General features: G+C 43.3%; 23 protein-coding genes. 14 read left to right on the top strand and 9 right to left on the bottom strand.

The window, feature by feature from the left end; all coding sequences use genetic code 11:
* The first annotated feature begins 42 nt into the window (after positions 1–42).
* Genes NB504_RS15480 through rsmS form a run of 3 tightly spaced genes read left to right on the top strand, consistent with a single transcriptional unit; the run spans position 43 to position 1,539 of the window.
* Positions 43–822 (top strand): TSUP family transporter, encoded by a 780-nt coding sequence (locus NB504_RS15480; RefSeq protein ID WP_010319210.1) that lies wholly within the window; start codon positions 43–45, stop codon positions 820–822.
* Positions 819–1,367 (top strand): primosomal replication protein PriC, encoded by a 549-nt coding sequence (gene priC, locus NB504_RS15475; protein WP_170898567.1) that lies wholly within the window; start codon positions 819–821, stop codon positions 1,365–1,367. The genes NB504_RS15480 and priC overlap by 4 nt, the downstream gene beginning before the upstream one ends.
* Position 1,368: 1 nt before the next feature.
* Positions 1,369–1,539, top strand: a complete 171-nt coding sequence (rsmS, locus tag NB504_RS15470) for a pleiotropic regulatory protein RsmS (RefSeq protein WP_013856554.1) — start codon at positions 1,369–1,371, stop codon at positions 1,537–1,539.
* A 34-nt stretch (positions 1,540–1,573) separates the two neighbouring features.
* On the opposite strand, the gene NB504_RS15465 is transcribed toward rsmS, so the two are convergent.
* Positions 1,574–3,691: a methyl-accepting chemotaxis protein gene (locus tag NB504_RS15465; RefSeq protein ID WP_258429249.1), complete on the bottom strand. Its 2,118-nt coding sequence runs from the start codon at positions 3,689–3,691 to the stop codon at positions 1,574–1,576.
* 225 nt (positions 3,692–3,916) lie between these two features.
* On the opposite strand from NB504_RS15465, the gene xthA reads away from it, so the two are divergent.
* Positions 3,917–4,726: an exodeoxyribonuclease III gene (xthA, locus tag NB504_RS15460; protein WP_094164439.1), complete on the top strand. Its 810-nt coding sequence runs from the start codon at positions 3,917–3,919 to the stop codon at positions 4,724–4,726.
* Positions 4,727–4,835: 109 nt separating this feature from the next.
* Here xthA and NB504_RS15455 read toward each other — a convergent pair whose 3' ends face one another.
* From NB504_RS15455 to NB504_RS15440, 4 genes are all read right to left on the bottom strand, one after another.
* Positions 4,836–5,513: an ABC transporter permease gene (locus tag NB504_RS15455; RefSeq protein ID WP_094127150.1), complete on the bottom strand. Its 678-nt coding sequence runs from the start codon at positions 5,511–5,513 to the stop codon at positions 4,836–4,838.
* A gap of 2 nt (positions 5,514–5,515) precedes the next feature.
* Positions 5,516–6,256, bottom strand: coding sequence for an ABC transporter permease (locus tag NB504_RS15450; RefSeq protein ID WP_013856550.1), 741 nt, complete (start codon positions 6,254–6,256; stop codon positions 5,516–5,518).
* A 208-nt stretch (positions 6,257–6,464) separates the two neighbouring features.
* Positions 6,465–7,241: an ABC transporter substrate-binding protein gene (locus NB504_RS15445; RefSeq protein WP_026028918.1), complete on the bottom strand. Its 777-nt coding sequence runs from the start codon at positions 7,239–7,241 to the stop codon at positions 6,465–6,467.
* Positions 7,242–7,345: 104 nt separating this feature from the next.
* Positions 7,346–8,116, bottom strand: a complete 771-nt coding sequence (locus tag NB504_RS15440) for an ABC transporter ATP-binding protein (RefSeq protein WP_094164827.1) — start codon at positions 8,114–8,116, stop codon at positions 7,346–7,348.
* 615 nt (positions 8,117–8,731) lie between these two features.
* On the opposite strand from NB504_RS15440, the gene NB504_RS15435 reads away from it, so the two are divergent.
* From NB504_RS15435 to NB504_RS15425, 3 genes are all read left to right on the top strand, one after another.
* Complete coding sequence (locus tag NB504_RS15435) at positions 8,732–10,273, top strand: DUF3360 family protein (protein WP_017042289.1); 1,542 nt, start codon at positions 8,732–8,734, stop codon at positions 10,271–10,273.
* A gap of 268 nt (positions 10,274–10,541) precedes the next feature.
* Positions 10,542–12,818, top strand: coding sequence for a formate C-acetyltransferase (gene pflB / locus NB504_RS15430; protein ID WP_013856546.1), 2,277 nt, complete (start codon positions 10,542–10,544; stop codon positions 12,816–12,818).
* A gap of 200 nt (positions 12,819–13,018) precedes the next feature.
* Positions 13,019–14,005 (top strand): lipid A deacylase LpxR family protein, encoded by a 987-nt coding sequence (locus tag NB504_RS15425; RefSeq protein WP_029388195.1) that lies wholly within the window; start codon positions 13,019–13,021, stop codon positions 14,003–14,005.
* A gap of 17 nt (positions 14,006–14,022) precedes the next feature.
* On the opposite strand, the gene NB504_RS15420 is transcribed toward NB504_RS15425, so the two are convergent.
* Positions 14,023–15,900, bottom strand: a complete 1,878-nt coding sequence (locus NB504_RS15420; protein WP_013856544.1) for a methyl-accepting chemotaxis protein — start codon at positions 15,898–15,900, stop codon at positions 14,023–14,025.
* A gap of 201 nt (positions 15,901–16,101) precedes the next feature.
* Here NB504_RS15420 and pflA point away from each other — a divergent pair, with 201 nt between their 5' ends.
* The 7 genes from pflA to NB504_RS15385 all read left to right on the top strand — a co-directional run bounded on the left by pflA (position 16,102) and on the right by NB504_RS15385 (position 24,009).
* Positions 16,102–16,842, top strand: coding sequence for a pyruvate formate lyase 1-activating protein (gene pflA, locus NB504_RS15415; protein ID WP_013856543.1), 741 nt, complete (start codon positions 16,102–16,104; stop codon positions 16,840–16,842).
* A 64-nt stretch (positions 16,843–16,906) separates the two neighbouring features.
* Complete coding sequence (locus NB504_RS15410) at positions 16,907–17,572, top strand: energy-coupling factor ABC transporter permease (RefSeq protein ID WP_017048072.1); 666 nt, start codon at positions 16,907–16,909, stop codon at positions 17,570–17,572.
* A gap of 123 nt (positions 17,573–17,695) precedes the next feature.
* Positions 17,696–18,196, top strand: coding sequence for a YfbU family protein (locus NB504_RS15405; RefSeq protein ID WP_013856541.1), 501 nt, complete (start codon positions 17,696–17,698; stop codon positions 18,194–18,196).
* Positions 18,197–18,484: 288 nt separating this feature from the next.
* On the top strand, positions 18,485–20,419 hold the full coding sequence (locus tag NB504_RS15400; RefSeq protein WP_013856540.1) for a PrkA family serine protein kinase: 1,935 nt from the start codon (positions 18,485–18,487) through the stop codon (positions 20,417–20,419).
* Between the two features lie 82 nt (positions 20,420–20,501).
* Positions 20,502–21,773: a YeaH/YhbH family protein gene (locus NB504_RS15395; protein ID WP_258429247.1), complete on the top strand. Its 1,272-nt coding sequence runs from the start codon at positions 20,502–20,504 to the stop codon at positions 21,771–21,773.
* Between the two features lie 12 nt (positions 21,774–21,785).
* Positions 21,786–23,324, top strand: a complete 1,539-nt coding sequence (locus NB504_RS15390; RefSeq protein ID WP_013856538.1) for a SpoVR family protein — start codon at positions 21,786–21,788, stop codon at positions 23,322–23,324.
* Between the two features lie 166 nt (positions 23,325–23,490).
* Positions 23,491–24,009, top strand: coding sequence for a cytochrome b (locus NB504_RS15385; protein ID WP_017045183.1), 519 nt, complete (start codon positions 23,491–23,493; stop codon positions 24,007–24,009).
* Positions 24,010–24,051: 42 nt separating this feature from the next.
* Here NB504_RS15385 and kdsB read toward each other — a convergent pair whose 3' ends face one another.
* Genes kdsB through lpxK form a run of 3 tightly spaced genes read right to left on the bottom strand, consistent with a single transcriptional unit; the run spans position 24,052 to position 25,971 of the window.
* Positions 24,052–24,804, bottom strand: a complete 753-nt coding sequence (kdsB, locus tag NB504_RS15380; RefSeq protein WP_258429246.1) for a 3-deoxy-manno-octulosonate cytidylyltransferase — start codon at positions 24,802–24,804, stop codon at positions 24,052–24,054.
* Positions 24,804–24,983: a Trm112 family protein gene (locus NB504_RS15375; RefSeq protein ID WP_013856535.1), complete on the bottom strand. Its 180-nt coding sequence runs from the start codon at positions 24,981–24,983 to the stop codon at positions 24,804–24,806. The genes kdsB and NB504_RS15375 overlap by 1 nt, the downstream gene beginning before the upstream one ends.
* Positions 24,964–25,971: a tetraacyldisaccharide 4'-kinase gene (lpxK, locus tag NB504_RS15370; protein WP_013856534.1), complete on the bottom strand. Its 1,008-nt coding sequence runs from the start codon at positions 25,969–25,971 to the stop codon at positions 24,964–24,966. Before lpxK ends, NB504_RS15375 begins: the two co-directional genes overlap by 20 nt.
* Between the last annotated feature and the right edge of the window lies 1 nt (position 25,972).

Genomic DNA, 25,972 nt, shown 5'->3' with positions numbered 1-25,972 from the left:
CACTACGCCCTTTCATCTCATTACTCAGGGCCGATTTTATTCATGGAATTTGTTGAGCCAACCACTTTGATTGTGTTGGCGCTTGTTGCTTTTATTGCTGGCTTTATCGATGCCGTCGCTGGCGGCGGTGGCATGCTTACTGTACCCGCGTTATTATCAATCGGTCTTCCGCCGCACATCGCACTAGGAACGAATAAGCTGGCAGCAACATTTGCCTCATCAACTGCCGCATTAACCTACTATCAGAAGAAGTTGTTTCAACCAAGTTGCTGGGTCAGAGCTTTCATTGCCACCTTAATTGGCGCAACCATAGGTACTTTTGCTGTCGATGCGATCAGCACCGATTGGCTACAAAAAGTGCTGCCGCTCATTATTCTAGCGGCCGCTATCTATACGATATGGCATAAAACACCACATGCACACCAGAATGTCAGCCCGCCTCCCTGCCCTGTACTTCACAAAAAGCAGTATGCGCAAGGCTTGATACTTGGATTTTATGACGGGCTGGCAGGGCCAGGGACTGGCGCATTTTGGACAGTCAGTTCGATGGCGTTATACCGACTCAACATTTTATTGGCCTCTGGCCTTGCTAAAGCGATGAATTTTACCAGTAATGTAACGTCATTGGTTACCTTTGCCATTTTGGGGCATATTGACTGGGTGCTGGGACTGACTATGGGAGTTTGTTTGATGGCTGGAGCTTTTGTTGGCGCACATTCAGCGATTCGTTTCGGCGCTAAATTTATTCGTCCGGTGTTTGTGAGTGTGGTCAGTGTGCTTGCAATTAAGCTGACTTATGATGCGTGGTTTGCAGGCTTATGAACCATTTTTCTCAATTGAAGTCCTTAATTGAAGAGTTGAAGCAACAAGCCGCCAGTGTTGACCGAACTCGTGGTGAACACCATCAGGCTCTGTTTGATGAGCGCCTGTTCCACTGTAAAGCGCACTTATTAATCCCTTGTGTTATGGAAGCAAAAGCGACCTTTGATTCCATCGTGCGCGAACAAGAGAGCAAACGGCTAACCAGTCAACGAGCTCAATATCTAACCGATCGACTGCTTGCACAAATTGCGGCAATCCAACGCGAAATATCGACAGTATCGATCAGAAAAAGTGAGCCCAAGCATCGCAGCTATTATCGCAAACCGATCAATGCGTTATATCAAGAGCTGGCCCAGCACCAAGAATGGGAGCGGAGGCTGATGGATATGGTGAGAGAAAAAGAACTCGGACTTAAGCAAACTTCTGCTGTTAGTCAGCAGCAAGCACAAAAAGCGTTATTAACGGTAGAGCAACGGCTCAAGCGTTGCCAAGAAGCTAAGGCTAAGATCGAAAAACAAATTACGTTCAGGGAGAAAAACCAATAAAATGAATGATCCTACTGTACCGCTAGACGGCGCGTCTGAAGAGATAAAGCTCGCTGTCGATCTCATCTATTTATTAGAAACCAATCAGATTGAACCACACACCGCACTTGAAGCGCTGAAAATCGTACAGCAGGATTTATTGCGTAAACTGGATGATACTGCGAGAGAGTAAGAAGCAAACATCTACTTCTTACTCTTTCCAGCCGTTAGACTTTAAATTGTCCAACCAACTGTTGTTGCTTAGCCGAGAGTTGGCTTATCTGAGCACCAACCGATTCTGATTCACCGACCAGTGTCAATATCTGCGCGCTAAGATCACGAATATTGGATAGGCTGAGGTTGACTTCACCAGAGACGGCTTGCTGTTCTTGGGCCGCTTTCACAATCTGACTATTCATATCGTTAATTGCTGAGATGGATTCAAACACTATTTCTAATTCAGCAACGGCCTTTTGGACTTGCATCGCAGTTCCATTTGCTAACGCGTTTCCTTGCTGGATCACCTCAACTACGCCCTCAGTACCTTGTTGGACTTTTTCTATCACTTTGCGTATTTCACCCACAGAATTCTGAGTCCGCTGGGCCAAATTACGTACCTCATCGGCGACAACAGCAAACCCTCGCCCTTGATCTCCGGCCCGAGCCGCTTCTATAGCCGCATTTAATGCGAGCAAATTGGTTTGCTGTGAAATTCCCTCAATGACCGTTAAAATTTCGGTAATATTGATATTGTTTTGAGCCAACTCTTCAACAACCGGCACCGCATCACTCATTCGCACCACCAGCTTATGCATCTCAGCTTCAGAGGCACGGATGACATCCTGCCCAGTCAGTGCGGAGTGATTAGCTTGCGAAGCGGCTTGCACCGCAGCCTCGGCATTTTGCACAACGAGACTTGCTGTTTGTGTCATTTCTTCAGAAGCAGTCGCCACCATATCCATCTCTTTAAATTGAGACTCACTACGGCTACGCGTTTGTACGGCAGACTGCTGTGCCTGTTCAGTCGTTTGAGCTACTTGGTTCGCACTTTCTACGATCTGCTGAATAATAGCCTGTAATTTGTCTAAAAACTGGTTAAAGCCACGTGCCAAATCACCGATTTCATCATGGCTACTGATGACAAGCCGCTGAGTTAAATCCCCTTCGCCAGAAGCAATATCTTGTAACCGCTCCACGACCGCTCGGATAGGTTTCACAATTTGGGTTGCAGCTAACGCAATGATTGCGAGCCCTAAAAAGACTAGCAATGCGCCGACTAATAACTCCGCTCTAACGCCATTCTCTACCTGTTGAGTAATGATCTGATCCAGTTGATTGGCATCAGCTAGCACACTCGATGTCGGCATTTCAAAAACCACGCCCCAAGTCTGGTTCGCCACCTGAATGGGAGCAAAGACAGACAACCACTGCCGATCTGAATTCCATTGAGAATGGACTTTACCCTCGGCTAGAAGATTGGCGATCTCCTTTGTAGTCAAAACTGAATCAGCCAGTGGCGCACCTAAGGTTAATTCACGCTCATCAGTCGCAATAAGCGTGTTATTTAAGCTGACAATAAAGACCTTACCATTACCGCCAAATAGACTTTGATCTGAACTCAGTGCAATCGCTACCAGTGGGCTAAGTTTTAAATCGATGCCAAAAAAGCCAATCGCAACGCCATCAATCAAAATGGGCACAGAGAGAGAAGAAGTAAGAAACGTTTCATTGTCTTGAATCACAATTTTAGGCGATGAGATACATGCACTAGCGGTCGTTAACGGGCAGGAGAAACGCTCACTGTTTCCTTCATCCTTCAATGCCACTTCGCTTAATACATTTGCCACCACATTTTCACCATTGGAGGACGTTATCCAGTATGCAGCGAATCGACCTATTTCATTTGAGCCTACATAGTCAGCATTCTGGTAGTTGTCATCCTCGCTATCGAGCAAATTTGGCTTAAAGACGAGATAAGCCCCCTGAACATTGGGATAATTGACTACCGTCTTGCGAACCATTTCATCTAAAGATGTCCTTAACGCTTCGCTTTCACCAAAATTTTCTTCGGTATTTGATTTGAAAAACAAGGCCGTATCAGCAAGCATTTGAGCTCGATACATGGCTTCACTGAGATATTCAGATACTTCGGTGGCATTGAGCAGCGCCCGAGTTTCTAATAACTGCTGCGATTTATTGATCACAGAATCTGAACTTTGTTGTTTTATTGCTTGTTGGTTATTCACTGCGTTATAAACAGAAAAACCAATGAGAGACAATGACGTAATTAGCAGGCAAAGGCCGGCTAAAAGGGTTATTTTCCATTGAACCGAAAGTGTTCGCATACTACATCCTTATGCTGCGCTAATAGGGTTTTCAGACGAAATGGTGACGACTTTAATTAGAGCATATTGACTTGAGAGATCAATCGTAAGTTTACATAAATGTTAATAAAAATATCCTTTCTGACTATTCAAAAAATTTACGTATTACAATTGATTCGCTTTTCGTCTTGTCCTTGCGCCTTGAAGTGGTAACATCTTGCGCACAACTCATCTTAAGGATCCCTTATGAAAGTCATCAGTTTTAACATCAACGGGTTGAGAGCTCGCCTTCATCAACTGCAAGCGATTATTGATAAGCATCAACCTGATGTCATTGGACTTCAAGAAATCAAAGTACACGATGACGCTTTTCCTCTTGAGGATGTTAAAGCCATGGGCTACCACGTCTATTTCCATGGTCAAAAAGCGCATTATGGCGTCGCCATGTTGTGTAAGAAGGAACCCATTTCAGTACAGAAAGGCTTTCCTAGCGATAATGAAGATCATCAAAAACGCATGATTATGGCCACTTTTGAAGATGACAACGGCCAAAAAACAACCATACTCAACGGCTATTTTCCTCAAGGGGAGAATATTTCCCATGAAACAAAATACCCCTATAAGCGTCAGTTTTATAAAGATCTAATGGGTTACTTAACGACACATCATTCCCCTGACGAACAAATAATTGTGATGGGAGACATTAACATCAGCCCTATCGACTTGGATATTGGGATTGGTGAAGCCAATAGAAAACGCTGGTTGCAAACGGGAAAATGCTCTTTCCAACCTGAAGAGCGCGAATGGTTACAAACTTTAATGGACTGGGGTTTTGTTGACACATTCCGTCAGTTAAATCCGGATGTAAATGATCAATTTTCGTGGTTTGATTATCGCTCACGCGGCTTTGATGATAACCGTGGGCTACGAATCGACGTCATTTTAGCGACCCCGAACCTAGCAAAAAAATGCCAAGAGGCCGGCATCGACTATGAACTTCGAGGAATAGAAAAACCTTCTGATCACGCGCCAATTTGGTCCAGTTTTTCTTTGTAGGAACAGAAAGTCACGTGCCAATAAGAAGCGCGCATTCAGCGCGCTTCTTATTTTAATCTATGCCTTGATTATAGAAACAAACTCGGTACAACATGCTACTCGCAGCCCTTCAGCTTAATGGGCGCAAATAAGCTAAGAAGCGTTTTTCAGCCTGTTTGAAGCAGAACAAAATAATGAAGGTCAAGCCCATATAGAACAAACCTGCGGTTAAAAATGACTCGAATGGAGCATAATAACGAGAGTTCACTAAACGCGCAGCCCCCGTTAAATCCATAATGGTAACAATACCAGCAACCGCAGAACCGTGGAGCATGAAGATAACTTCATTACTATAAGCGGGCAGTGCGCGCCTTAACGCACTCGGTAGAATAATTCGTCGATACGTTTTCCAAGTACTCATTCCGTATGCCTTCGCCGCTTCAACTTCGCCTTTAGGCAACCCATTGATCGCACCGCGAATAATTTCAGCCGTGTAGGCGGACGTATTGAGAACAAAAGCAACCAACGCGCAAAACCAAGCGTTTTCCCACAAGGTATCTTTCACCGGGAAAAATTGATCCATTCCATAGTAGATGAGATAAAGCTGGACCAATAACGGTGTACCACGAAAAAAGTAGGTATAAGCCCATGCTGGAGTACGAATCAAATAGTTGTGGCTATTTCTAGCAATCGCTAAGGGGATGGCAAGGCTCAAACCGATAATTAACGACAACCCCACCAGCCAAACCGTTGTCCACAGCCCACTAAAATAAATTGGTAGGCTTTGAGTAATAAGGGAAAAATCCATATTTACCTCGTGTGAATGCTGAACTTGCGCTCAACCAATTTGAGAAGACCGGTTGATACACTGGTAAAGAAAAGGAAGATCACTGAGACAGCCATATAAAAGGTGAATGGCATTTTTGTCGAACCCGCCGCGAGTGAGCTGACTCTGACCATATCTTCTAATCCAATAATGGAAACAAGTGCCGTCGTTTTGAGCAATACCAACCAGTTGTTACCAAACCCTGGCAATGCATGACGAACCATTTGAGGAAGCAAAATGCGTCTAAATGCTAAGGTAGAACTCATACCATACGCTTTCGCCGCTTCCATCTCTCCTTTATCAACTGCCATAATGGCGCCACGAAAGGTTTCAGCCATATAGGCACCGAAAATGAAACCTATGGTTAGTATCCCAGCAATGAAAGGGCTAACATCAATATAATCGGGGAGATAAGCGGTCCATTCATGGCTCGGGTCACTTGCCATAAACCAATTGTTTAGCCATTCGTTGATTGAATAAAGGCTATTATTCAACAATATTTGACCGCCAAAGAAAATAAGCATCATTAACACAAGGTCTGGAATACCGCGAATGATGGTCGTGTAAAGAGTGGCAATGGCTCTTGCCCAACGGTAAGGTGCAAGCTTGGCTAGCGCACCTAGCATGCCAAGTAACATGGCAAGTAATAAAGAGAGCACGGCAACTTCAATGGTCAGCACCGCTCCCTTCAAAATTGAGGCTTCATATCCGTGTAGGTCCAACATAATTCATCCCTAGTCCCTGGAGAATTTAACGGCTGGGTACTTCTGGAACTAGGATCCAGCCGTTAAGAATCAATGGATTCCCATCATAATTGAGAAGGTGGAGTCAACTGAGCTAACCAGTCCTAATTACAGAGTGATCGATAAACATATTCATATGCTCGGCCCACTCTCACCTTCTAATTATATGGGTAAGATATGATGTTACAGTTTATTCACCGTATACATCGTAATTAAAGTATTTGGTCGCAATTTCTTGGTAAATCCCTTGTTGACGAAGAGATTTAATCGCCATATCAAGTTTTTGAGTGAGATCTTTGTCTTGTTTACGAACCGCAATACCAAAACCATCGCCAAACCATTTCGGATCGGTTAATGATGGGCCGACGAACTCATACGCTTCGCCGCCCGCTTTGTTAAGCACACCCTCTTCCAAGGCAGAGGCATCACCCAATACTGCCGCAATACGACCATTGGCTAGGTCAAGATAGGCTTCATCAAATGAACCATAACGGACAATTTCAACTGCATCGCCATAATTATCAGTAAGATACTTATCGTGCGTTGTTGCACGTTGTACACCAATTTTCACCCCTTTTAGACCTTCTTTAGAAAAATCCAACGCGGCTCCCTTCTTGGCGATAAATTTATTGGGAATTAATGCGTACTTACCAGTGAAATCGACTTTTTTCTTGCGCTCGTCGGTAATCGACATGGCTGCAATAATCGCGTCATATTTACGTGCGAGCAGTGATGGGATAATGCCATCCCAGTCTTGTGGAACGATTTTACATTCCACTTTCATCTCCTTGCACAACGCATTGGCCATATCAACATCAAAGCCTTTGAGAGATCCATCAGCCTCTGTCCAGCTAAAAGGAGGATAAGCCCCTTCTATACCAAAACGAACCGTCTTCCATTCTTTCGCTTGGGCCATACCAGTCATTGCACTAGCAGCAACGGCTGCAACTAATAACCACTTTTTCATTTCCATACTCCTGTGATTGAGGTCTTACTTATTTATCATGCTATGTTTATGTTGGTTTTGCTTAATATTTATGCCGTGGCGAATACCACAACATAATGAACACATTAATAAATAGAGGATATAAATTGTTTTAACCGTTCAGATTTAGGCTGGGTGAACAGGATGGCTGGATCTCCTTGCTCTTCCACTAAACCTTGGTGCAAGAACATCACATGGTTTGAAACATCGCGAGCAAAGGCCATTTCATGAGTCACTACCAGCATAGTACGGCCTTCTTCTGCCAAGTCTCTCATAACACCCAACACTTCACCGACCAATTCAGGATCAAGTGCAGAAGTGGGCTCATCAAACAGCATGACTTCTGGCTCTACGGCTAACGCTCTAGCAATCGCCGCACGTTGTTGTTGCCCACCAGAGAGGTGACCAGGGTAATAATCTTTGCGTTCATACAAACCGACTTTTTTTAGCAGCACCTCAGCACTCTCGATGGCTCGTGCTTTCGGTACTCCTAACACATGAATTGGTGCTTCAATAACGTTTTCTAACACCGTCATGTGCGACCAAAGGTTAAATCCCTGAAATACCATAGCAAGGCGTGAGCGAATTCGTTGCACCTGCTTTTCACTCACAGGTGAAGCTTCACCTTGCCGATTTTTTTTCATTTGAATGAGTTCACCATTGACCCAAATATCACCAGAAGTTGGTGTTTCAAGTAAATTGATGCATCTAAGAAAGGTACTTTTTCCCGAGCCAGAAGAACCAATAATGGAGATCACATCACCCTTACGAGCTTCTAGTGAGATTCCTTTTAGTACTTGGTTTTGACCAAAGGTTTTGTGCAGCTCTTTAATATTCAGCGCCGGTACATCAGTCATGCGCTTAACTCCCTGTATTTGCTACTGCAGAGTATTACAACTCCCATTTTTGATACAAACTAGCATTCACACCTAAAACATGCAACAAATTATTAACCTAGAAAATAAGGATATTTAGTTATTTTATCTGATTAAAAATTCACATTTCAGCCAATACTTCTCCATATGGCGCATATAAATGGCACATCAAGCAATTAACAGTTAACTCATTTCATTAACATTTACTTAAAAATAGACAACCTATTCATGTATAAAGTACACCTAGATTCATAGGATATTTAAGGTCATTAATATCATTGAAACTCTTTTACAAACATCACAATGTGAAAACTTATTTCAAGCAAGTAACGCCTCAACCCCCCGTTTTCATTAGGCTGCTGTAGTTTTCTTTCACATTTATTCTTAAAGTGATCAAGATCAATCACCCTAAAGGATAAGCAAGCTAAACTCGCGAGCAAAGATAAGGTTGTATAAATAACCACACTCTCTTTTTTAGTTGTTGTTATGCAAGCACATATGAGATGTGCTACATATTCAATTAAAAACATTACCGCTTCTTCGCGGATTACTAGGATTCAGTACGAATTACTAACTTTTAAAAAATATGAGGAATCTATGCCAGACGTAGTCAACAATGAGCGCTCAGAAATCGAGACGAAAAGCTATAAAGAGCTGCATCGTCCAGCATCTGAGTTTGCAAGCCGTTCAGATTACCTAGACCACGAACTGCAAATCATGAAGCCCCGTCGCTTTGGTTTGAACTTACCTGGTCGTGACTTCCGTTTTGAACTTGAAGATTTTGTACCAGCCATCGCGGGCACAATCGGCATCATCGCCATGTACTCAGCGGTAATGATGTCTTGGGCTGATGGCCTAACCCAAGCATGGGATCACATTCATCTAGGTAAAGACTTCGCGATTGAAGTTGCACGTGTAGAGATGTTATTTCCTGCCCTCTTCTTCTGTGTTATTGCCTCTGGTTTCTTAAACCCAAAAGCCAACTTAGCTGGCAACCATGGCCCAATGATCCCTCTTATCGGCTCAATCGCATTAGCCGGTGCACACCCTTTGGCATTGGCAATTTTGCTTGGCGTTTTTGGTCTTCTCTTAAGTTACTTTAAAGGAGGCTCGAAACTGGTCAATCTAACCTCCGAGGGAACCGCAGGCGGGTTGCTTATCTTCCTCGGCTTTACCGGAACAATGAGCCAAATTGGTTCTATCCAAACTTGGGCTACCAGTTTGCAATCGGCCGATGTCGCCGCAGGCAGCTTAGGTTACGTTGGCCTAGTGGTTTTAGGTGTCAATATTGTGCTGTATGCATTTCTTGCAAAAATCAACATGCGTTGGTTAGCAATTCCTGTCTGTGCAATGACAGGGCTTGCGATTGCGCTTTTATTCGGTACTGGCTTTGATCTTCAATTTGAAACTCAAATGGGCTTACCTAACCTTAATCCTGTTTACTGGTGGGGCTCAACCACTGAAGGTTGGATGCTTGGTTTGCCAACAGTAGAACACTTTATTGCCTCATTGCCCTTTGCTATTTTGGCCGTTGCGATGTGGTCACCAGATTTCCTTGGTCACCGAATTTTCCAAGAATTGAACTATCCAAAGAGAACTGAAAAAGTACTGATGGATGTTGATGACACAATGACCATGTGTTCAATTCGTCAAATGGTAGGTACAGCACTTGGTGGTGGTAATATCACATCGTCATGGGGAACGTATATGATCCCAGCGGCGATTGCTAAACGCCCAATTCCTGGTGGTGCCATCATCTTAGGTTTATTGGTCATGACTATTGCTATCCTTGGCTTCCCTATGGACGTAGCGGTTTGGCCTCCAGTGATGCGTATTGCTCTATTAGTAGGGGTATTTCTTCCTTTACTAGAAGCGGGTATGCAAATGGTAAGAAACACAAAAGATTCACAAGCAGCGGGCATCTGTATCTTTGGTAGCGCTGTGGTGAACCCTGTTCTAGCGTGGGCATTGACCATGCTACTCGATAACAATGGCCTAATTGGCGACAAAGAACGTGCATCAAAGCTGTCTTTTATCGATAAAATCATCATTCCAGGTGGTGTGCTGATCATCTGTTTAATTGCTATGCTTGCGGTTGGTATGCTTGAAAACCAATACGGTTTAAAAGCTTGGCTATAATGAGCTTGGACTAATACGAATTTGGGTAGTGCTCGCACTACCCAAACTTTATTTGAAAAATTTAACTTTTATTGATTTAGTTTAAGGTTTGCAAAAAAATTTTAGTCTAATCTTGCATTCAAGGCTTAAAAGCACAATATCTATATTCAGATAATTGAATAGTGTGAATATAGATATTGTATTAATAGAGTGTACTGCTCCTTTCGAGGATAACTGGCTCAACGGTGAAGACGGTACGTGTTTTTTCTACTAAAAAGGTAGGTATGTCATGGCAGAGCAATTTGCTAAAGCTTGGGAAAGTTTTGTTGCAGGTGAGTGGCAAAACGAAGTTAACGTTCGTGATTTTATTCAAAAGAACTATACGCCGTATGAAGGTGACGAATCTTTCCTAGTTTCTGAAGGTACTGAAGCGACAAACAAGCTTTGGGCTAAAGTAATGGAAGGTATCAAACAGGAAAACGCGACTAAGGCCCCTGTCGATTTCGATACTGACGTTATTTCTACCATCACTGCTCACGATGCAGGCTACATCGAAAAAGATCTTGAAACTATCGTTGGTCTACAAACTGAGAAACCACTTAAGCGCGCTATCATCCCTAACGGTGGTGTGCGTATGGTTGAAGGTTCTTGCAAAGCATACGGTAGAACTCTTGACCCTATGATTTCAAAAATCTACTCAGAATACCGTAAAACTCACAACGCTGGCGTTTTCGATATCTACACTCCTGATATCCTAGCGTGTCGTAAGTCTGGTGTTCTGACGGGCCTTCCTGATGCTTATGGTCGTGGCCGTATCATTGGTGACTACCGTCGCGTAGCACTTTACGGTATTGATTTCCTAATGAAGGATAAGCTTGCTCAATTCACTTCTCTACAAGAGCGTTTTGAGAACGGCGAAGATTTAACGGCAACGATGCAACTTCGTGAAGAAATTGCAGAACAACACCGCGCACTTGGCCAAATGAAAAAAATGGCTGAAAAATACGGTTTTGACATCTCTCGCCCAGCAGAAACTGCACAAGAAGCTATCCAGTGGACTTACTTCGGCTATCTAGCTGCTGTTAAATCACAAAACGGTGCGGCAATGTCGCTAGGTCGTACTTCGACTTTCCTAGATATCTTCATCCAACGTGATCTAGAAGCGGGTAAAATCACTGAAGTACAAGCTCAAGAAATGATCGACCACTTCGTAATGAAGCTGCGTATGGTTCGTTTCTTACGTACTCCTGAATACGATGAACTATTCTCTGGCGACCCAATTTGGGCAACAGAATCAATGGGTGGTATGGGTCTTGACGGCCGTACACTCGTTACGCGTTCTAACTTCCGTTTCCTAAACAGCCTATACACTATGGGTCCTTCTCCAGAGCCAAACATCACTGTACTTTGGTCTGAGCAGCTACCTGACGGCTTTAAACGTTTCTGTGCAAAAGTATCTATCGATACTTCATCTATCCAGTACGAAAACGACGATTTAATGCGTCCAGACATGAACTCTGACGACTATGCTATCGCATGTTGTGTATCGCCAATGGTTGTAGGTAAACAAATGCAGTTCTTCGGAGCGCGTGCAAACCTTGCTAAAACCATGCTTTACACCATCAATGGTGGTATTGATGAGAAGTTGAAAATCCAAGTTGGTCCTAAAATGGACAAGATCGCAGGTGAGTATCTTGACTATGACGAACTATGGGCAAAAATGGACCACTTCATGGATTGGTTGGCGAAGCAATATGTGACTGCACTAAACAGCATTCACTACATGCACGACAAATACAGCTATGAAGCCGCGCTAATGGCACTGCATGATCGTGACGTTAAACGTACGATGGCATGTGGTATTGCTGGCCTGTCTGTTGCTGCTGACTCTCTATCTGCAATCAAATACGCAAAAGTTAAGCCAATTCGTGACGAAGATGGCCTAGCGATCGATTTCGAAATCGAAGGTGATTATCCTAAATTTGGTAACAATGACGCCCGCGTTGATGACATCGCATGCCAACTTGTTTCTACGTTTATGGGCAAAATCCGTAAACTTAAGATGTACCGTGATGCAATTCCAACTCAGTCTATCCTGACTATCACTTCAAACGTGGTATATGGTAAGAAAACAGGTAACACACCTGATGGTCGTCGTGCTGGTATGCCTTTCGCACCGGGTGCAAACCCAATGCATGGCCGTGACGAAAAAGGTGCAGTAGCATCATTGACTTCAGTAGCGAAACTACCGTTTGCTGATGCGCAAGATGGTATTTCTTATACTTTCTCTATCGTTCCAAATGCGTTAGGCAAAGAAGAAGCAAGTCAACGTGCCAACCTTGCTGGCCTGATGGATGGTTACTTCCACCATGAAGCAGGCATTGAGGGTGGCCAACACCTAAACGTGAACGTGCTTAATCGCGAAACTTTAGAAGATGCGGTTAAACACCCTGAGAAATACCCTCAGCTGACCATTCGTGTATCTGGCTATGCTGTGCGTTTTAACTCACTGACTGCTGAACAACAAGCTGACGTTATTGCACGTACTTTCACTGAATCTCTATAATTTCAGTTAAATTACTAGCAAAATAGTTAAGCCCTGCTCGATGAGTGGGGCTTTTTTATACTCAGAAATCAAAAATGCGTAATGCATCGACCACAAATGTTACGCTTACCACATTTATTTTGATTCAATTGCCTATTTATCAACTGAATAGCGCATCTTTCCTATATGATTAGGGTTTGTCTATACTCTGCAGTGTTCGTATGAAGCTATTTCACATTCTTCCATTGACGTTACTCAGTGCTTCTGCGCTGGCCTCTCAACACGCAACGGTTGCTTTTAACCTCGATAACGATGGCGTATTTGGCGTAGATCGCGACTACACCAATGGTTTATTTTTAAGCTACACCTCAGGGGCGATTGCTCCATATTGGTGGGCTAAACCACTTAGCCTTTCGGTTTGGGGAGCGGCCCCATTGGACAAATGGGAAATCAGCATTGGCCACAAAATGTGGACTCCTTCGGAGATTTCTCTTACCAAACCAGAGCCGAATGAACGACCTTACGCTGGGTATTTACACACCGAGCTTAACTATATTAGTTTGCATCCCCAACAAGCCACGCGGGCAAATTTAACCATTGGAACCACCGGAGATGCTGCGCTTTCTGAGAAAGCGCAAAAGTTAGTGCACAGCATAACTAAATCTGACGAACCCAATGGTTGGGCCTACCAAGTAGAGGAAAAAATCGTCGGCAGCGTAGGTTATCTATCTCACTTTAATCTGACACGATACCGCAGCTATGCAGGAACTGACGTTGAGCTTTCCAACGTTTCAGAGGTCAATGTAGGTAACTTTCGCAGTGATCTCTCCACAGGTTTTATGATGCGTTGGGGGACCGATCTTGCGGGTAACTTTGGCAGTGCTCAAATCAGTGCAGAAAACCCTTTCTCGGCAGGGATGATTGGTGCCTCGGATACTGGATGGTTTCTATTCGGAGGTGTAGAAGGACGCTATCGCTTCAATGACATTACCATCGAAGGAGATAGGCCTTTAAACGGATTAGATCACCCATCTGAATATTACCAAGTTAACTTGGAAAATCTTCAGGCGACCGCCGTAGTTGGTGCGGCTTGGTATATTCAACAAGTCGGTGCGAGTTTAACGTTCACCGCAAACACACCTGAGTATAAGGAAGACAAAAGCTCCATTCACGGTGTCGGTAATATTTCTCTTTTTGCTTTTTTCTAACGTTTAGCAAACTGAAATTATATGGTGAAACTTTGGCAGTCTACACTTAGGCTGCTAGAGCGTTTATCCACAATCTGGCTGGTTGCTCTTAACTGTTCATTGTTCTCTTCCAAGGCTTTCATGGCTCGAGATATTTGTATCATATTATCTGCCATTGAATGGCTAGTCGTCGCCAAATCTCGGATCGATGCAAAAATGGCTTCTGTTTTATTCGCCGCTTCATCTGCTTTTTTGATAATTTGCGCGATGGCCTGTATTGCCTCATTACCTTTCTCTTGCCCACTCTGCATAGACTGCTCAGATTGCGCAATATAAGTGATTACTTCCGCACTTTCCTTTTGCATAGTATCAATAGTGCCGGAAATTTCGGCCACGGCATTGACCGTTCTTACTGCTAAACTTCGAACTTCATCAGCGACAACAGCAAAGCCACGACCTTGCTCTCCCGCTCTCGCCGCTTCAATTGCGGCATTGAGTGCCAATAAGTTAGTCTGCTCGGCAATACCATTAATGATGTCCATCACCGAGTCTACTTTTGCAGAAGCTTGTTCAAGTTGATGAATGTGGCCTGCGGCCGAGCTTAGGATTTTACCAACCTCAACCAGTGACGTAATAGCAACGGAAATCACTTTTCCTCCCTCTTCTGCGCTTTGCATAGAAGATTTGCTGAGTTCCGCAACGAACTCCAATGAATTGGAGACTTCTTGGGTCGTCACGCTGACCTCTTCTGTGGCCGATGCCAATAATTGCGTTTGTCCCAAAACGTCAGATTGATTTGTCACCAAAGTGTCTAATCCAACATTCAGTGACGCGGCATCACCAGACAAGGCTTCACTGCTTTTCTGCACACCACTCACCAATTTCCCTAAATTTTCACAGCTTTGGTTAATGGCCAATGCCAGTTGATTGAATTCGTCCTTTTCGTTATTCGTCATCGGCATACGGCGTGACAAATCGCCACGCGAGATATTGTTCAACACGTGAATTGTTTGCGACAAAGAACGAGAAAGAGAAAAACTAAAGGTAAGGAAAATAGCAATGGTCAATATGGCAAGTAACGCACAGGCCGCCAATACAGACCACTGTGTTTGCGATGCGGTCGTTTTTGCGGCCAACTGATATTGCTCACTCAACGCGGAAAGCTTGGTTGAAATATCTTGAATCACCGACTTAACTTGCGCCTCTGTATCGCCTCTTTGTTTCTCCATCACTTGCAATTGCTGAGACAGTTCACTCACACGTAAAAAAGCCTGTTTAAATTGTTGTATCTCTTTTTCATACAGATCCAACATCGAATAAGAATCAGACATATTGACGAAACTGGCCATAGCACGATTAAACAGTTTTAAGTTTTGCTCCGTGGGTTCTAATAAATAATTTTGCTGCGCCTTAACCATGGCTTGAAAATCCGAGTTGATTGTAACCATCCCCGTCTCATCTATCTTTTTCTCTATCGTGGTGGCCAACGTTTTCAGCTCGCCCAGTTTACCTTCGTTAACGTTGAAACCCACTTCTGATTTCACTTGCAACCAAGGACGCAAAAATTGGTCAAATTGTTTGGCCGCCTTGAGCAACACTTCCCCTTCTTGAGCAAAATTGGTCTTTTGCAGGAAAGCAACATTAGCATTCACCTCTTCCATCAACTGATCCAATTTATTCAAAATCGAGTTGACCTGATTGCCTTGCATGTTGTTTAGCTCTGATGCAAGCGACAACAAATTTGCTTGAGTAGTAAATATCGCCACAGAACCGGATGCCACTTCGCCACTGGAGCGATACTGTTCATCCATTCCCATCAAGCTCTTTGCGGTATAAATCCCTAAACCTAAAAAACCAACACAAAGGATAACTAAAAATAGACTGATTTTTTGCTTTTGAGAAAACTGTACATCCATGAACTATTCCTTATTTAAACCCTATCGCATTCAACGAGTTCTTATTTCTATACAGTGTAGTCAATGTGCAGAATTTCATGACATTCATTTTAAGCCACAACATATGGTTTAGGATATGCGGCGGCAATTGCACATTAACCCTACTTAATCCCTACTATTTGTAATAAAATAACAGGCAAATAACCTATTCGAGATGAACTGATGTCAACAACTGGTCGTATTCATTCTTTTGAGTCTTGTGGCACGGTAGATGGCCCTGGAATTCGCTTCATTGTTTTTATGCAAGGCTGCCTAATGCGTTGTATGTATTGTCATAATCGTGACACATGGGACACCCATGAAGGCAAGGAAGTGACTGTTGAAGAAATCATTACCGAAGCAAAATCTTATCGCCATTTTATGAAAGCCTCTGGCGGCGGAATTACCTGCTCAGGCGGTGAAGCTATGCTTCAACCTGAATTTGTTCGTGATTTATTCCGCGCAGCGCAAGCTGAGGGCATTCACACCTGCTTAGATACCAACGGTTATATTCGCAAACACACAGACGTGATTGATGAAGTACTCGATGCCACTGATTTAGTGATGTTAGACATCAAACACATGAAAGATGAGATCCACCATGATTTTATTGGTGTGTCGAATAAGCGAACCTTAGATTTCGCGCGCTACTTACACACCATAGGTAAAAAAACGTGGATCCGTTATGTGATTGTTCCTGGCTACACTGATGACGAAGAAGCGGCTCATATGCTTGGTGATTTTATTAAAGATATGGATAACATCGAGAAAGTAGAGCTGCTGCCTTATCACAAATTGGGCGCTCATAAATGGGAAGCAATGGGGCTAGAATACCCATTAGAAGGTGTGAATCCGCCGTCAAAAGAGACCATGGACAAAATCGTTGGGATCTTAGCTCAGTATCACTCAAACATAAAATATTGATTGCTTGATTTAATAACCATAAAAATGCCAGCATAATGCTGGTATTTTTATAGAGAGGCTAGCCATGCAGCTGGAACAACTTGCGGTGCTATTGCTCCTGCTACTTGTTGGGTTAACGACCCTTCGCGATTTTAAATACTCATTTTGGACAAAGTTTAAGGCCGAGAAATCCTTTCAGCATCTCACCTATTTTGCCTCTTTTGCACTTTTTCTTTTGTGGTTAGCTCAAGCCGGAGTAACAGAAGGATTGCCTATCCATTTTCTCGGTTTAACAACCCTCACGATGATGTTTGGCTGGCGCTGCGCATTTGTTATAACTATTCCTGTTACATTCGCACTGGCGGTGGTCGGTAAACTGGCCTTCTTTAACATCCCCGAATACTTACTACTATCATCGCTACTGCCAATCCTAGTTAGTTATGCTTTGTTTGCTTTGAGTTATCATTATCTACCGCGCAATATTTTTGTGTTTATTTTTGTGGCTGGTTTTTTAAATGGCGGCCTGACGGGTAGCCTGCATTTGGCCATTAACACCGCTTATCAATTACTTCTTGGGCAACATGACTGGCAAGTCATCCGCGATAATTACCTAATTTTTGTTCCTTTACTCGCTTTCCCAGAAGGGCTGCTCAATGGTATGGCGTTAGCGATACTGTCCGTATTTAAGCCTGAATGGTTGCGTGTCTTTTCCGATAAAGATTATATCTATAACCACTTACACAAAAAGTAACAAGAATTGCACACATTTTATGCTTTCCATATTAAATCCGTGTTGAGATCATGTTTCATTGTCGATAATTGCTGTTAACCTTATACCATCAAATAGAACATAAAATTTAGTGAGGCTACCTCCATGGAAATGACCAACGCTCAACGACTGATTCTATCTAATCAGTATTTTTTGATGTCACAGATGGATCCCAACAACGCCAAAAAATACAAGCGGTTACAAACCATTGTAGAACGTGGTTATGAACTGCAAATGCGAGAGCTCAACAAAGAATTTGGTTGCTTGACCGAAGCGGAGTGCCGCGAAGTGATCGACATCATGGAGATGTATCACGCCATGCAAGAATCACACAAAATGCTCTCCGATGCAGAAAGCAAAAATGTGGATCAGCGCCGCCTGCACTTTTTAGGGTTTGATATCGCTAAAGAGTCACAACGCGTTCATTACGTGCGTTTCTTGGTTGAGTCTGAAGGGCTTTACCCACAATTTGATAAAGCCGATCACCACTTCAACAGCCAAATGCCAATGTCAGATAAATATCGTCGCATGTTAACGGCTTGGCGTAATTGTCCTCGCCAATACCATTTGTCAACCGCAGAATTTACACAAATTTTTAATGCCTAAATTTTAATACCTAGCAAAGTAGGCTGACGAAAGATGAAAAGACGCAGACACTGCGTCTTTTTTACATTCCCCCTCGCAGTTGTTAACTCCAACACCAACTTATCCCTCGAACTCTTGATATTCATACACTAAATAGTTCAACCTGATCGACGTTATTACTGTCACGAAATTTAAATAAACACATAATTGTTAAGCAAAATTGTCAAACTCGGACTAGTCTTAAATTGTTATTAATTTGTGTTTTTAAGCGGTGTTGTCAGTTAGACAGTTTTCAGAGGGGAATTCACTATGAGTATTTTTGACCACTTTCAGGCACGCTATGAAGCCGCCAAGGATGAAGAGCTATCACTGCAAGAGTTTTTAGCTCTGTGTAAAGAAGATAAAAGTGCTTATGCCAATGCAGCAGAGCGGCTGTTAATGGCGATTGGTGAGCCTGAGCTGATAGACACAGCAAAACACCCCCGATTGAGTCGCATTTTCTCTAACCGGGTGATTTCTCGTTATAAAACTTTTGAGGATTTCTATGGCATGGAAGAAGCCATAGAACAGATTGTTTCCTACCTCAAACACGCTGCCCAAGGTTTAGAAGAAAGAAAACAAATTCTCTATCTACTCGGTCCAGTTGGTGGCGGTAAATCTTCACTGGCGGAGAAACTCAAAGCTTTAATGCAACAAATGCCTATTTATGTTTTGTCTGCAAATGGCGTTCGTAGCCCAGTCAATGACCACCCATTTTGCCTGTTTGATGTGGTTGAAGATGGCGAAATCCTCAAGCAGGAATATGGGATAGAAAAACGCTATTTACGCTCAATTACATCACCTTGGGCGGCCAAACGCTTACACGAGTTTGGTGGCGATATTTCCAAATTCAAAGTCGTCAAAGTACGACCTTCAATTCTCGATCAAATTGCCGTCGCAAAAACCGAGCCCGGAGATGAAAACAACCAAGACATTTCGTCACTGGTTGGGAAAGTGGATATTCGGAAACTCGAGCATTTCTCGCAAGATGACCCCGATGCATATAGCTATTCCGGTGCACTCTGTAAAGCCAACCAAGGGTTAATGGAGTTTGTTGAGATGTTCAAAGCGCCAATTAAGGTGCTTCACCCACTCTTAACCGCCACGCAAGAAGGAAACTTCAACGGAACAGAAGGGTTATCCGCCCTACCCTTTGATGGCATGATTTTAGCGCACTCAAACGAATCAGAGTGGCAGACATTCCGTAACAACAAAAACAACGAAGCGTTTTTGGACCGGGTTTATATCGTTAAAGTTCCTTACTGTTTACGCGTCTCGGAAGAAGTGAAAATTTACCAAAAACTGCTTGAACACAGTGAACTATCCAAAGCGCCATGCTCACCAAGCACACTAGAATTACTTGGTCAATTTAGTATCCTCTCGCGCCTAAAAGTGCCGGAAAACTCGTCACTCTTCTCCAAAATGCGCGTCTACGATGGTGAAACGCTAAAAGATACCGATCCAAAAGCAAAAAGCTATCAAGAGTATCGTGACTACGCAGGTGTTGACGAAGGGATGTCCGGTTTATCGACTCGCTTTGCCTTTAAAATACTGTCGCGCGTATTCAACTTTGACCAAACGGAAGTTGCGGCTAACCCCGTTCATCTCTTCTATGTCATCGAACAGCAAGTTGAACGCGAGCAGTTCCCTCAAGAAATCGCTGAACGATATATGGAGTTTTTAAAAGGCTACTTAGTGCCTCGTTATGTCGAGTTCATTGGTAAAGAGATTCAAACAGCTTATTTGGAATCTTATTCTGAATACGGTCAAAATATTTTTGACCGCTACGTTACTTATGCTGATTTCTGGATCCAAGACCAAGAGTATCGTGATCCTGAAACTGGCCAACTTTTCGATCGTTCATCGCTCAATAACGAGTTAGAAAAAATCGAGAAAACAGCAGGCATTAGTAACCCGAAAGATTTCCGAAATGAAATCGTCAATTTTGTACTGCGTGCGAAAGCGCACAACAATGGACAAAATCCGGTTTGGACCAGTTACGAAAAACTGCGTACCGTCATTGAGAAAAAAATGTTCTCAAATACCGAAGAGCTACTTCCTGTTATCTCTTTTAATGCCAAAACCTCATCTGATGATCAGAAAAAACACGACGATTTTGTCGCTCGTATGATGGAGAAAGGTTATACAGAAAAACAAGTAAGGCTGTTGTCTGAGTGGTATTTACGCGTCCGTAAATCTTCTTAACTTCAAGCAAACCAAAACCTGTACATGCGTTAGCCATACGAACAATGGCTAACGTAAAGGTGACGTTTTCAAGGGGATACTCATGGCGCAATTTATCGATAGAAGATTGAACGGTAAAAACAAAAGCGCGGTCAATAGACAACGCTTTTTACGCCGTCATAAAGAGCAGATCAAAGAATCTGTTGCAGACGCAGTGAATCGTCGCTCCATCACCAACACCGAGTCTGGCGAAGATGTGTCGATCCCAAATCACGACATCAAAGAACCCGTGTTTCATCAAGGAAAAGGCGGCCTTAAAGAACGGGTTCACCCGGGTAATGACCAGTTTATTACTGGTGATAAAATTGAGAGACCTAAAGGTGGCGGACAAGGCAATGGTTCAGGACAAGGTGATGCGAGTGCTGATGGCGAAGGTCAAGATGAATTTATTTTCCAAATCTCTAAAGATGAATATCTTGATCTACTGTTTGAAGATCTGGAATTGCCTAATCTAGAAAAAAATCAAATCAATAAGATTACAGAATGGAAAACTCATCGCGCGGGTTTCAAAACGGCAGGTGTACCGTCGAACATTGCTGTAGTTCGCTCTTTGCAACAATCACTGGCTCGCCGCACCGCAATGACAGCGGGAAAACGTCGTTTAATGGGGGAATTAGAAGAAGAGTTACTGCGCATTCAAAATAGAGAGCCCGCTCAAGTATTAGAAGAGAAGCGACTTAAGCAAGAAATCGAAGCGTTGCGTAAAAAAATTGAAAGTGTGCCGTTTATTGATACGTTTGACCTACGTTTCAAAAACTTTGAAAAACGCCCCATTCCATCGAGCCAAGCTGTTATGTTCTGCTTAATGGATGTGTCGGGTTCAATGGATCAAGCGACTAAAGATATGGCCAAACGTTTTTACGTGTTGCTGTATCTATTTTTAACTCGCACTTATGAAAATGTCGAAGTGGTGTTTATTCGTCACCATACGCAAGCCAAAGAAGTGGATGAGCACGAGTTCTTCTACTCTCAAGAGACAGGTGGCACGATTGTTTCTAGCGCCCTGAAATTAATGCATGAAATCATTGAACAACGCTACCCACTCGGCGAATGGAATATCTACGCAGCTCAAGCATCCGATGGTGATAACTGGGCTGATGATTCGCCTCGTTGTAAAGAACTCCTCACCAATAAGCTTCTGCCATATTGCCAGTATTACGCTTATATTGAAATCACTCGTCGCTCACACCAAACCTTGTGGCACGAGTACGAAAAATTACAACCCTCATTTGGCAATTTTGCGATTAAAAACATTCGCACTGTGGATGACATATTCCCTGTATTTAGGGAGCTATTCCAAAAGGAAACAGCTTAGGGAGGCATACTAATGACAACAAAAGCGAAAGGTACTTCAAAACGCAAGAGCAAATTGTTACCAGACGGACCTGACTGGACGTTTGAGCTTTTGGAGAAATACCATACTGAAATACGTCGGGTAGCTGAGTTTTATCGTCTCGATACTTACCCCAATCAAATTGAAGTTATTACCTCCGAGCAGATGATGGATGCCTACTCCAGCATTGGCATGCCGATTAATTACAGCCACTGGTCATTTGGCAAAAAATTTATTCAAACGGAGCAAGGTTACAAACATGGCCAAATGGGGCTCGCGTATGAGATCGTTATTAACTCAGACCCATGCATTGCCTATTTGATGGAAGAAAACACCGTTACTATGCAAGCCTTAGTGATGGCGCACGCTTGCTATGGACACAACTCGTTTTTCAAAGGCAACTACCTTTTCCAAACTTGGACGGATGCGAGCTCTATCATTGACTATCTCTTGTTTGCCAAAAACTACATTTCAGAATGCGAAGAAAAATATGGCGTACCCGAAGTCGAATCGCTGCTCGACTCATGCCACGCGTTAATGAATTATGGTGTTGACCGCTATAAACGACCTGAAAAAATATCGATAGCAGAAGAAAAAGCACGTCAAGAAGAGCGCGAAGCTTATCTACAATCGCAAGTTAATGAACTGTGGCGCACCGTGCCTAAAGCAAAAACCAAAGAAGAAGATCTTAAAGTTCGTTTTCCAAGTGAGCCACAAGAAAACATTCTTTATTTCATTGAGAAACATGCGCCACTGCTTGAGCCATGGCAACGGGAGATCGTTCGTATTGTGAGGAAAATAAGCCAATATTTTTACCCACAAAAACAGACGCAAGTGATGAATGAAGGCTGGGCCACATTCTGGCACTACACTATCTTGAATCACCTTTATGATGAAGGTTTTGTTTCTGAGAAATTCATTCTTGAGTTTCTACACAGCCACACCAGTGTCGTCGCACAACCTTCTTACAACAGCCCCTATTTTAGTGGCATCAATCCATATGCACTTGGCTTTGCTATGTTCCGAGATATTAAACGTATTTGTGAAGAGCCAACCGATGAAGACAGGGAATGGTTTCCTGAGCTTGCTGGCACAGAATGGTTAGATGCGCTTCATTTTGCTATGCACAACTTTAAGGACGAGAGCTTCATTAGCCAGTATCTTTCACCTAAAGTAATGCGCGATTTCAAGCTGTTTGCCATTGTGGATGACGATCGCAAGAATTTTATTGAAGTTAGTGCCATTCACGATGATATTGGCTATCACGCCATCCGTGAAAAGCTTGCGGCACAGTACAATCTCAGTAATTTAGAACCGAATATTCAAGTTTATAACGTGGATGTTCGTGGTGATCGTTCACTGACGCTTCAACACGTTCCACACGATAGAATTCCTTTAGATCAAAGCTGTCATGAGGTACTAAAACACCTTTACCGTTTATGGGGGTTTGATGTCATTTTAGAGGAAGTCAAAGAGAGTGGCCGACGTGAAATTTTAGCGACTTGCCCACCACACGGCGAACGTGACACATAAGAACAAGTCGTTACCTTAAATATCGACTTCATAATGCGCGACCTCATTCGTTGCGCATTTTTTATTAAAAAAATATTTGTAATACATCCTTACAGCTTTGTTCACATTTCATTCATTAAATATTTGCTTAAATAAAATCACCAATATTTATAAGGGTATTTAACTAATGAAGCACAACAAAATCATCATCGCTATACACTGGGTTATAGCATTACTGTTCGTATTGCTGTTTTTAAGCGATTCATTTCGTTCATTCTCCGATAAAGGTAGCGAAATGCGAGTGTTATGGCTGAACTTACATGCATGGTTTGGAGTCGCTGTTTTTGGATTATCGATGATTCGTTTAGCCGTAAAACTAAGCACAACAGCACCAGCGCCAGTGTATGAAAGTGACCTTATGCAGAAGCTGCTATATGGAGCGCATGCTGCCCTTTACCTCCTTACATTGCTTGTTCCAATCAGTGGTTATCTTCGTTTTGCAGGAAAAGGTCGGACATTAACTCTGGCAGGCGATGCTATTCCCTCATTGATAGGTAAGAGTGATTGGCTTTATAACATAGGGAAAACTTTACACGGTGAAGTAATGCAGGTGATTGTATTGACTGTTATCGGTGGTCATATCGCAGCGGCTCTTTATCATCACTTCATCGTAAAAGATCAGGTCATGGCACGCATAAAACCGTGATTAACTCGGTGATAAAAAGGAGCATAATTGCTCCTTTTTTAGCTAACGTTGGCTTACTATCGCTCTCACTAACTCTAAATCTTCTGGTGTATCTACCCCTGCAGGCGGTGCTTCTTTAGCAACGGCAACGTGAATTTTTTCACCATACCACAGTACTCGAAGCTGCTCTAAACACTCAATTTTCTCAAGTACACTGGGTTGCCAGTTGATATAAGTATTGATGAAACCAGCCCGATAAGCGTAAATACCAATATGACGTAGCAATGGCTGAATCACCGTTTGACCACCAGTTGCAAAATTGTCTCTATCCCAAGGAATTGTCGCACGGCTGAAATACAGCGCGTAACCCTCTTGATCTGTTACCACTTTAACCGCGTTAGGGTTAAACACTTCAGCTTGATCAGTAATTTCAACCGCTAAAGTCGCCATCGGCGCGCTACTGTTGGCTAAATTGTTAGCGACCTGCTTGATGATGCTCGGGGGAATGAGTGGCTCATCACCTTGTACGTTAACAATAATGTGGTGATCGGCAATGCCCATTAATTTCACCACTTCGGCTAAACGCTCAGTACCGGACTCGTGATGTGATGATGTCATACAAACATTGCCACCAAACGCATGGACAGCCGCTTCAACACGAGCATCATCAGTAGCAATAACGACCTGCTCAGCTCCCGATTGTAACGCTTGCTCATAAACCCACTGAATCATGGGTTTACCGCCGATATCGGCCAAAGGTTTGCCAGGTAAGCGAGTTGACTGATAACGAGCAGGGATAATAACGGTGAAAGCCATTATCGTCCCTCATCCATCGTCATGCTGCGCGCTTCTGGCTCAAGCAACACAGGAATCCCTTCTTTTATTGGGTAGGCCAAACGATCTAACTTACAAATAAGCTCTTGATTTTCTTTATCATAAGTCAACTTACTTTTACATACAGGGCAAGCTACAATTTCAAGCAGACGGTGATCCATATGATTCCATTACCTCTTTTATTTTGTCCAAAATACGCCTTTCATCTGGCGAACTAAATTGCGCAGAAACGGGAAGATACCACCAGTTTTCTTGTGCAAAGGCCGCACATTTCACTGCGTCTTTTTCTGTCATGATGACGTTTGCTCCATGTTGCGCAAGCGCCTCTAATTCTGAATATTGATACTCTCGGTGATCAGCAAAACCTTGGGTCAATACCGTCTTTGCACCTAAAGCTTCTAATGTATTAAAAAAGCGCGTGGGATAACCAATGCCAGCAAAAGCCACTAATGCAGGTAACTGGCTCACTGGCGCTTGCTGACCTGTCACTAAGTTAACGGCTAAGCTAGGTGAAAGGTGCATAGCCAATTCGCCGTATTGAGCTTGACCGCCATTAGTCACAATAAAATCAACTTCCGCTAACCGAGAGAGTGGCTCTCTTAACGGACCTAAAGGCATGAACTGCTCATTACCGAAGCGACGAACGCCGTCCACGACTGCAAATTCGAGATCACGCTCCAATGCATAGTGCTGAAGGCCATCGTCAGTGATGATCACATCAACACCCAACGGAAGCAGGGCTTGCACTGCTTGTGAGCGCTTTGGTGCAACAGCAACCGGAGCACCCGTGCGCTGGTGAATCAATTTAGGTTCGTCACCGCAGTGAGCGGTTGGCGTATCACTTTGCAGCACTAATGGATAAACCGGAGCCTTACCACCATACCCACGCGAAACAACTCCTGGTTTGAAGCCTTGTTCTTGTAAAGCTTCCACTAACCATACAACCAACGGTGTTTTACCATTACCACCCGCAGTAATATTACCCACCACCACCACAGGAACGGGAGCCTTATAGCGCTCTTTTTTGTTCGCTTGGAATGCTCGCTTACGTGCTTGACTGACCAACCGAAACAAGACACTCAGTGGCCACAACAGTGGCCACAACAAAAAACACGCTGGGTGATGTCCGAACCAGATTTTTTCAATCACT

This window comes from Vibrio sp. RM-69-4, assembly GCF_024743775.1.
Lineage (GTDB): Bacteria > Pseudomonadota > Gammaproteobacteria > Enterobacterales > Vibrionaceae > Vibrio > Vibrio anguillarum.
Note: the sequence above shows the minus strand (reverse complement) of the source record. Positions and strands in the feature narration are given on the sequence as shown.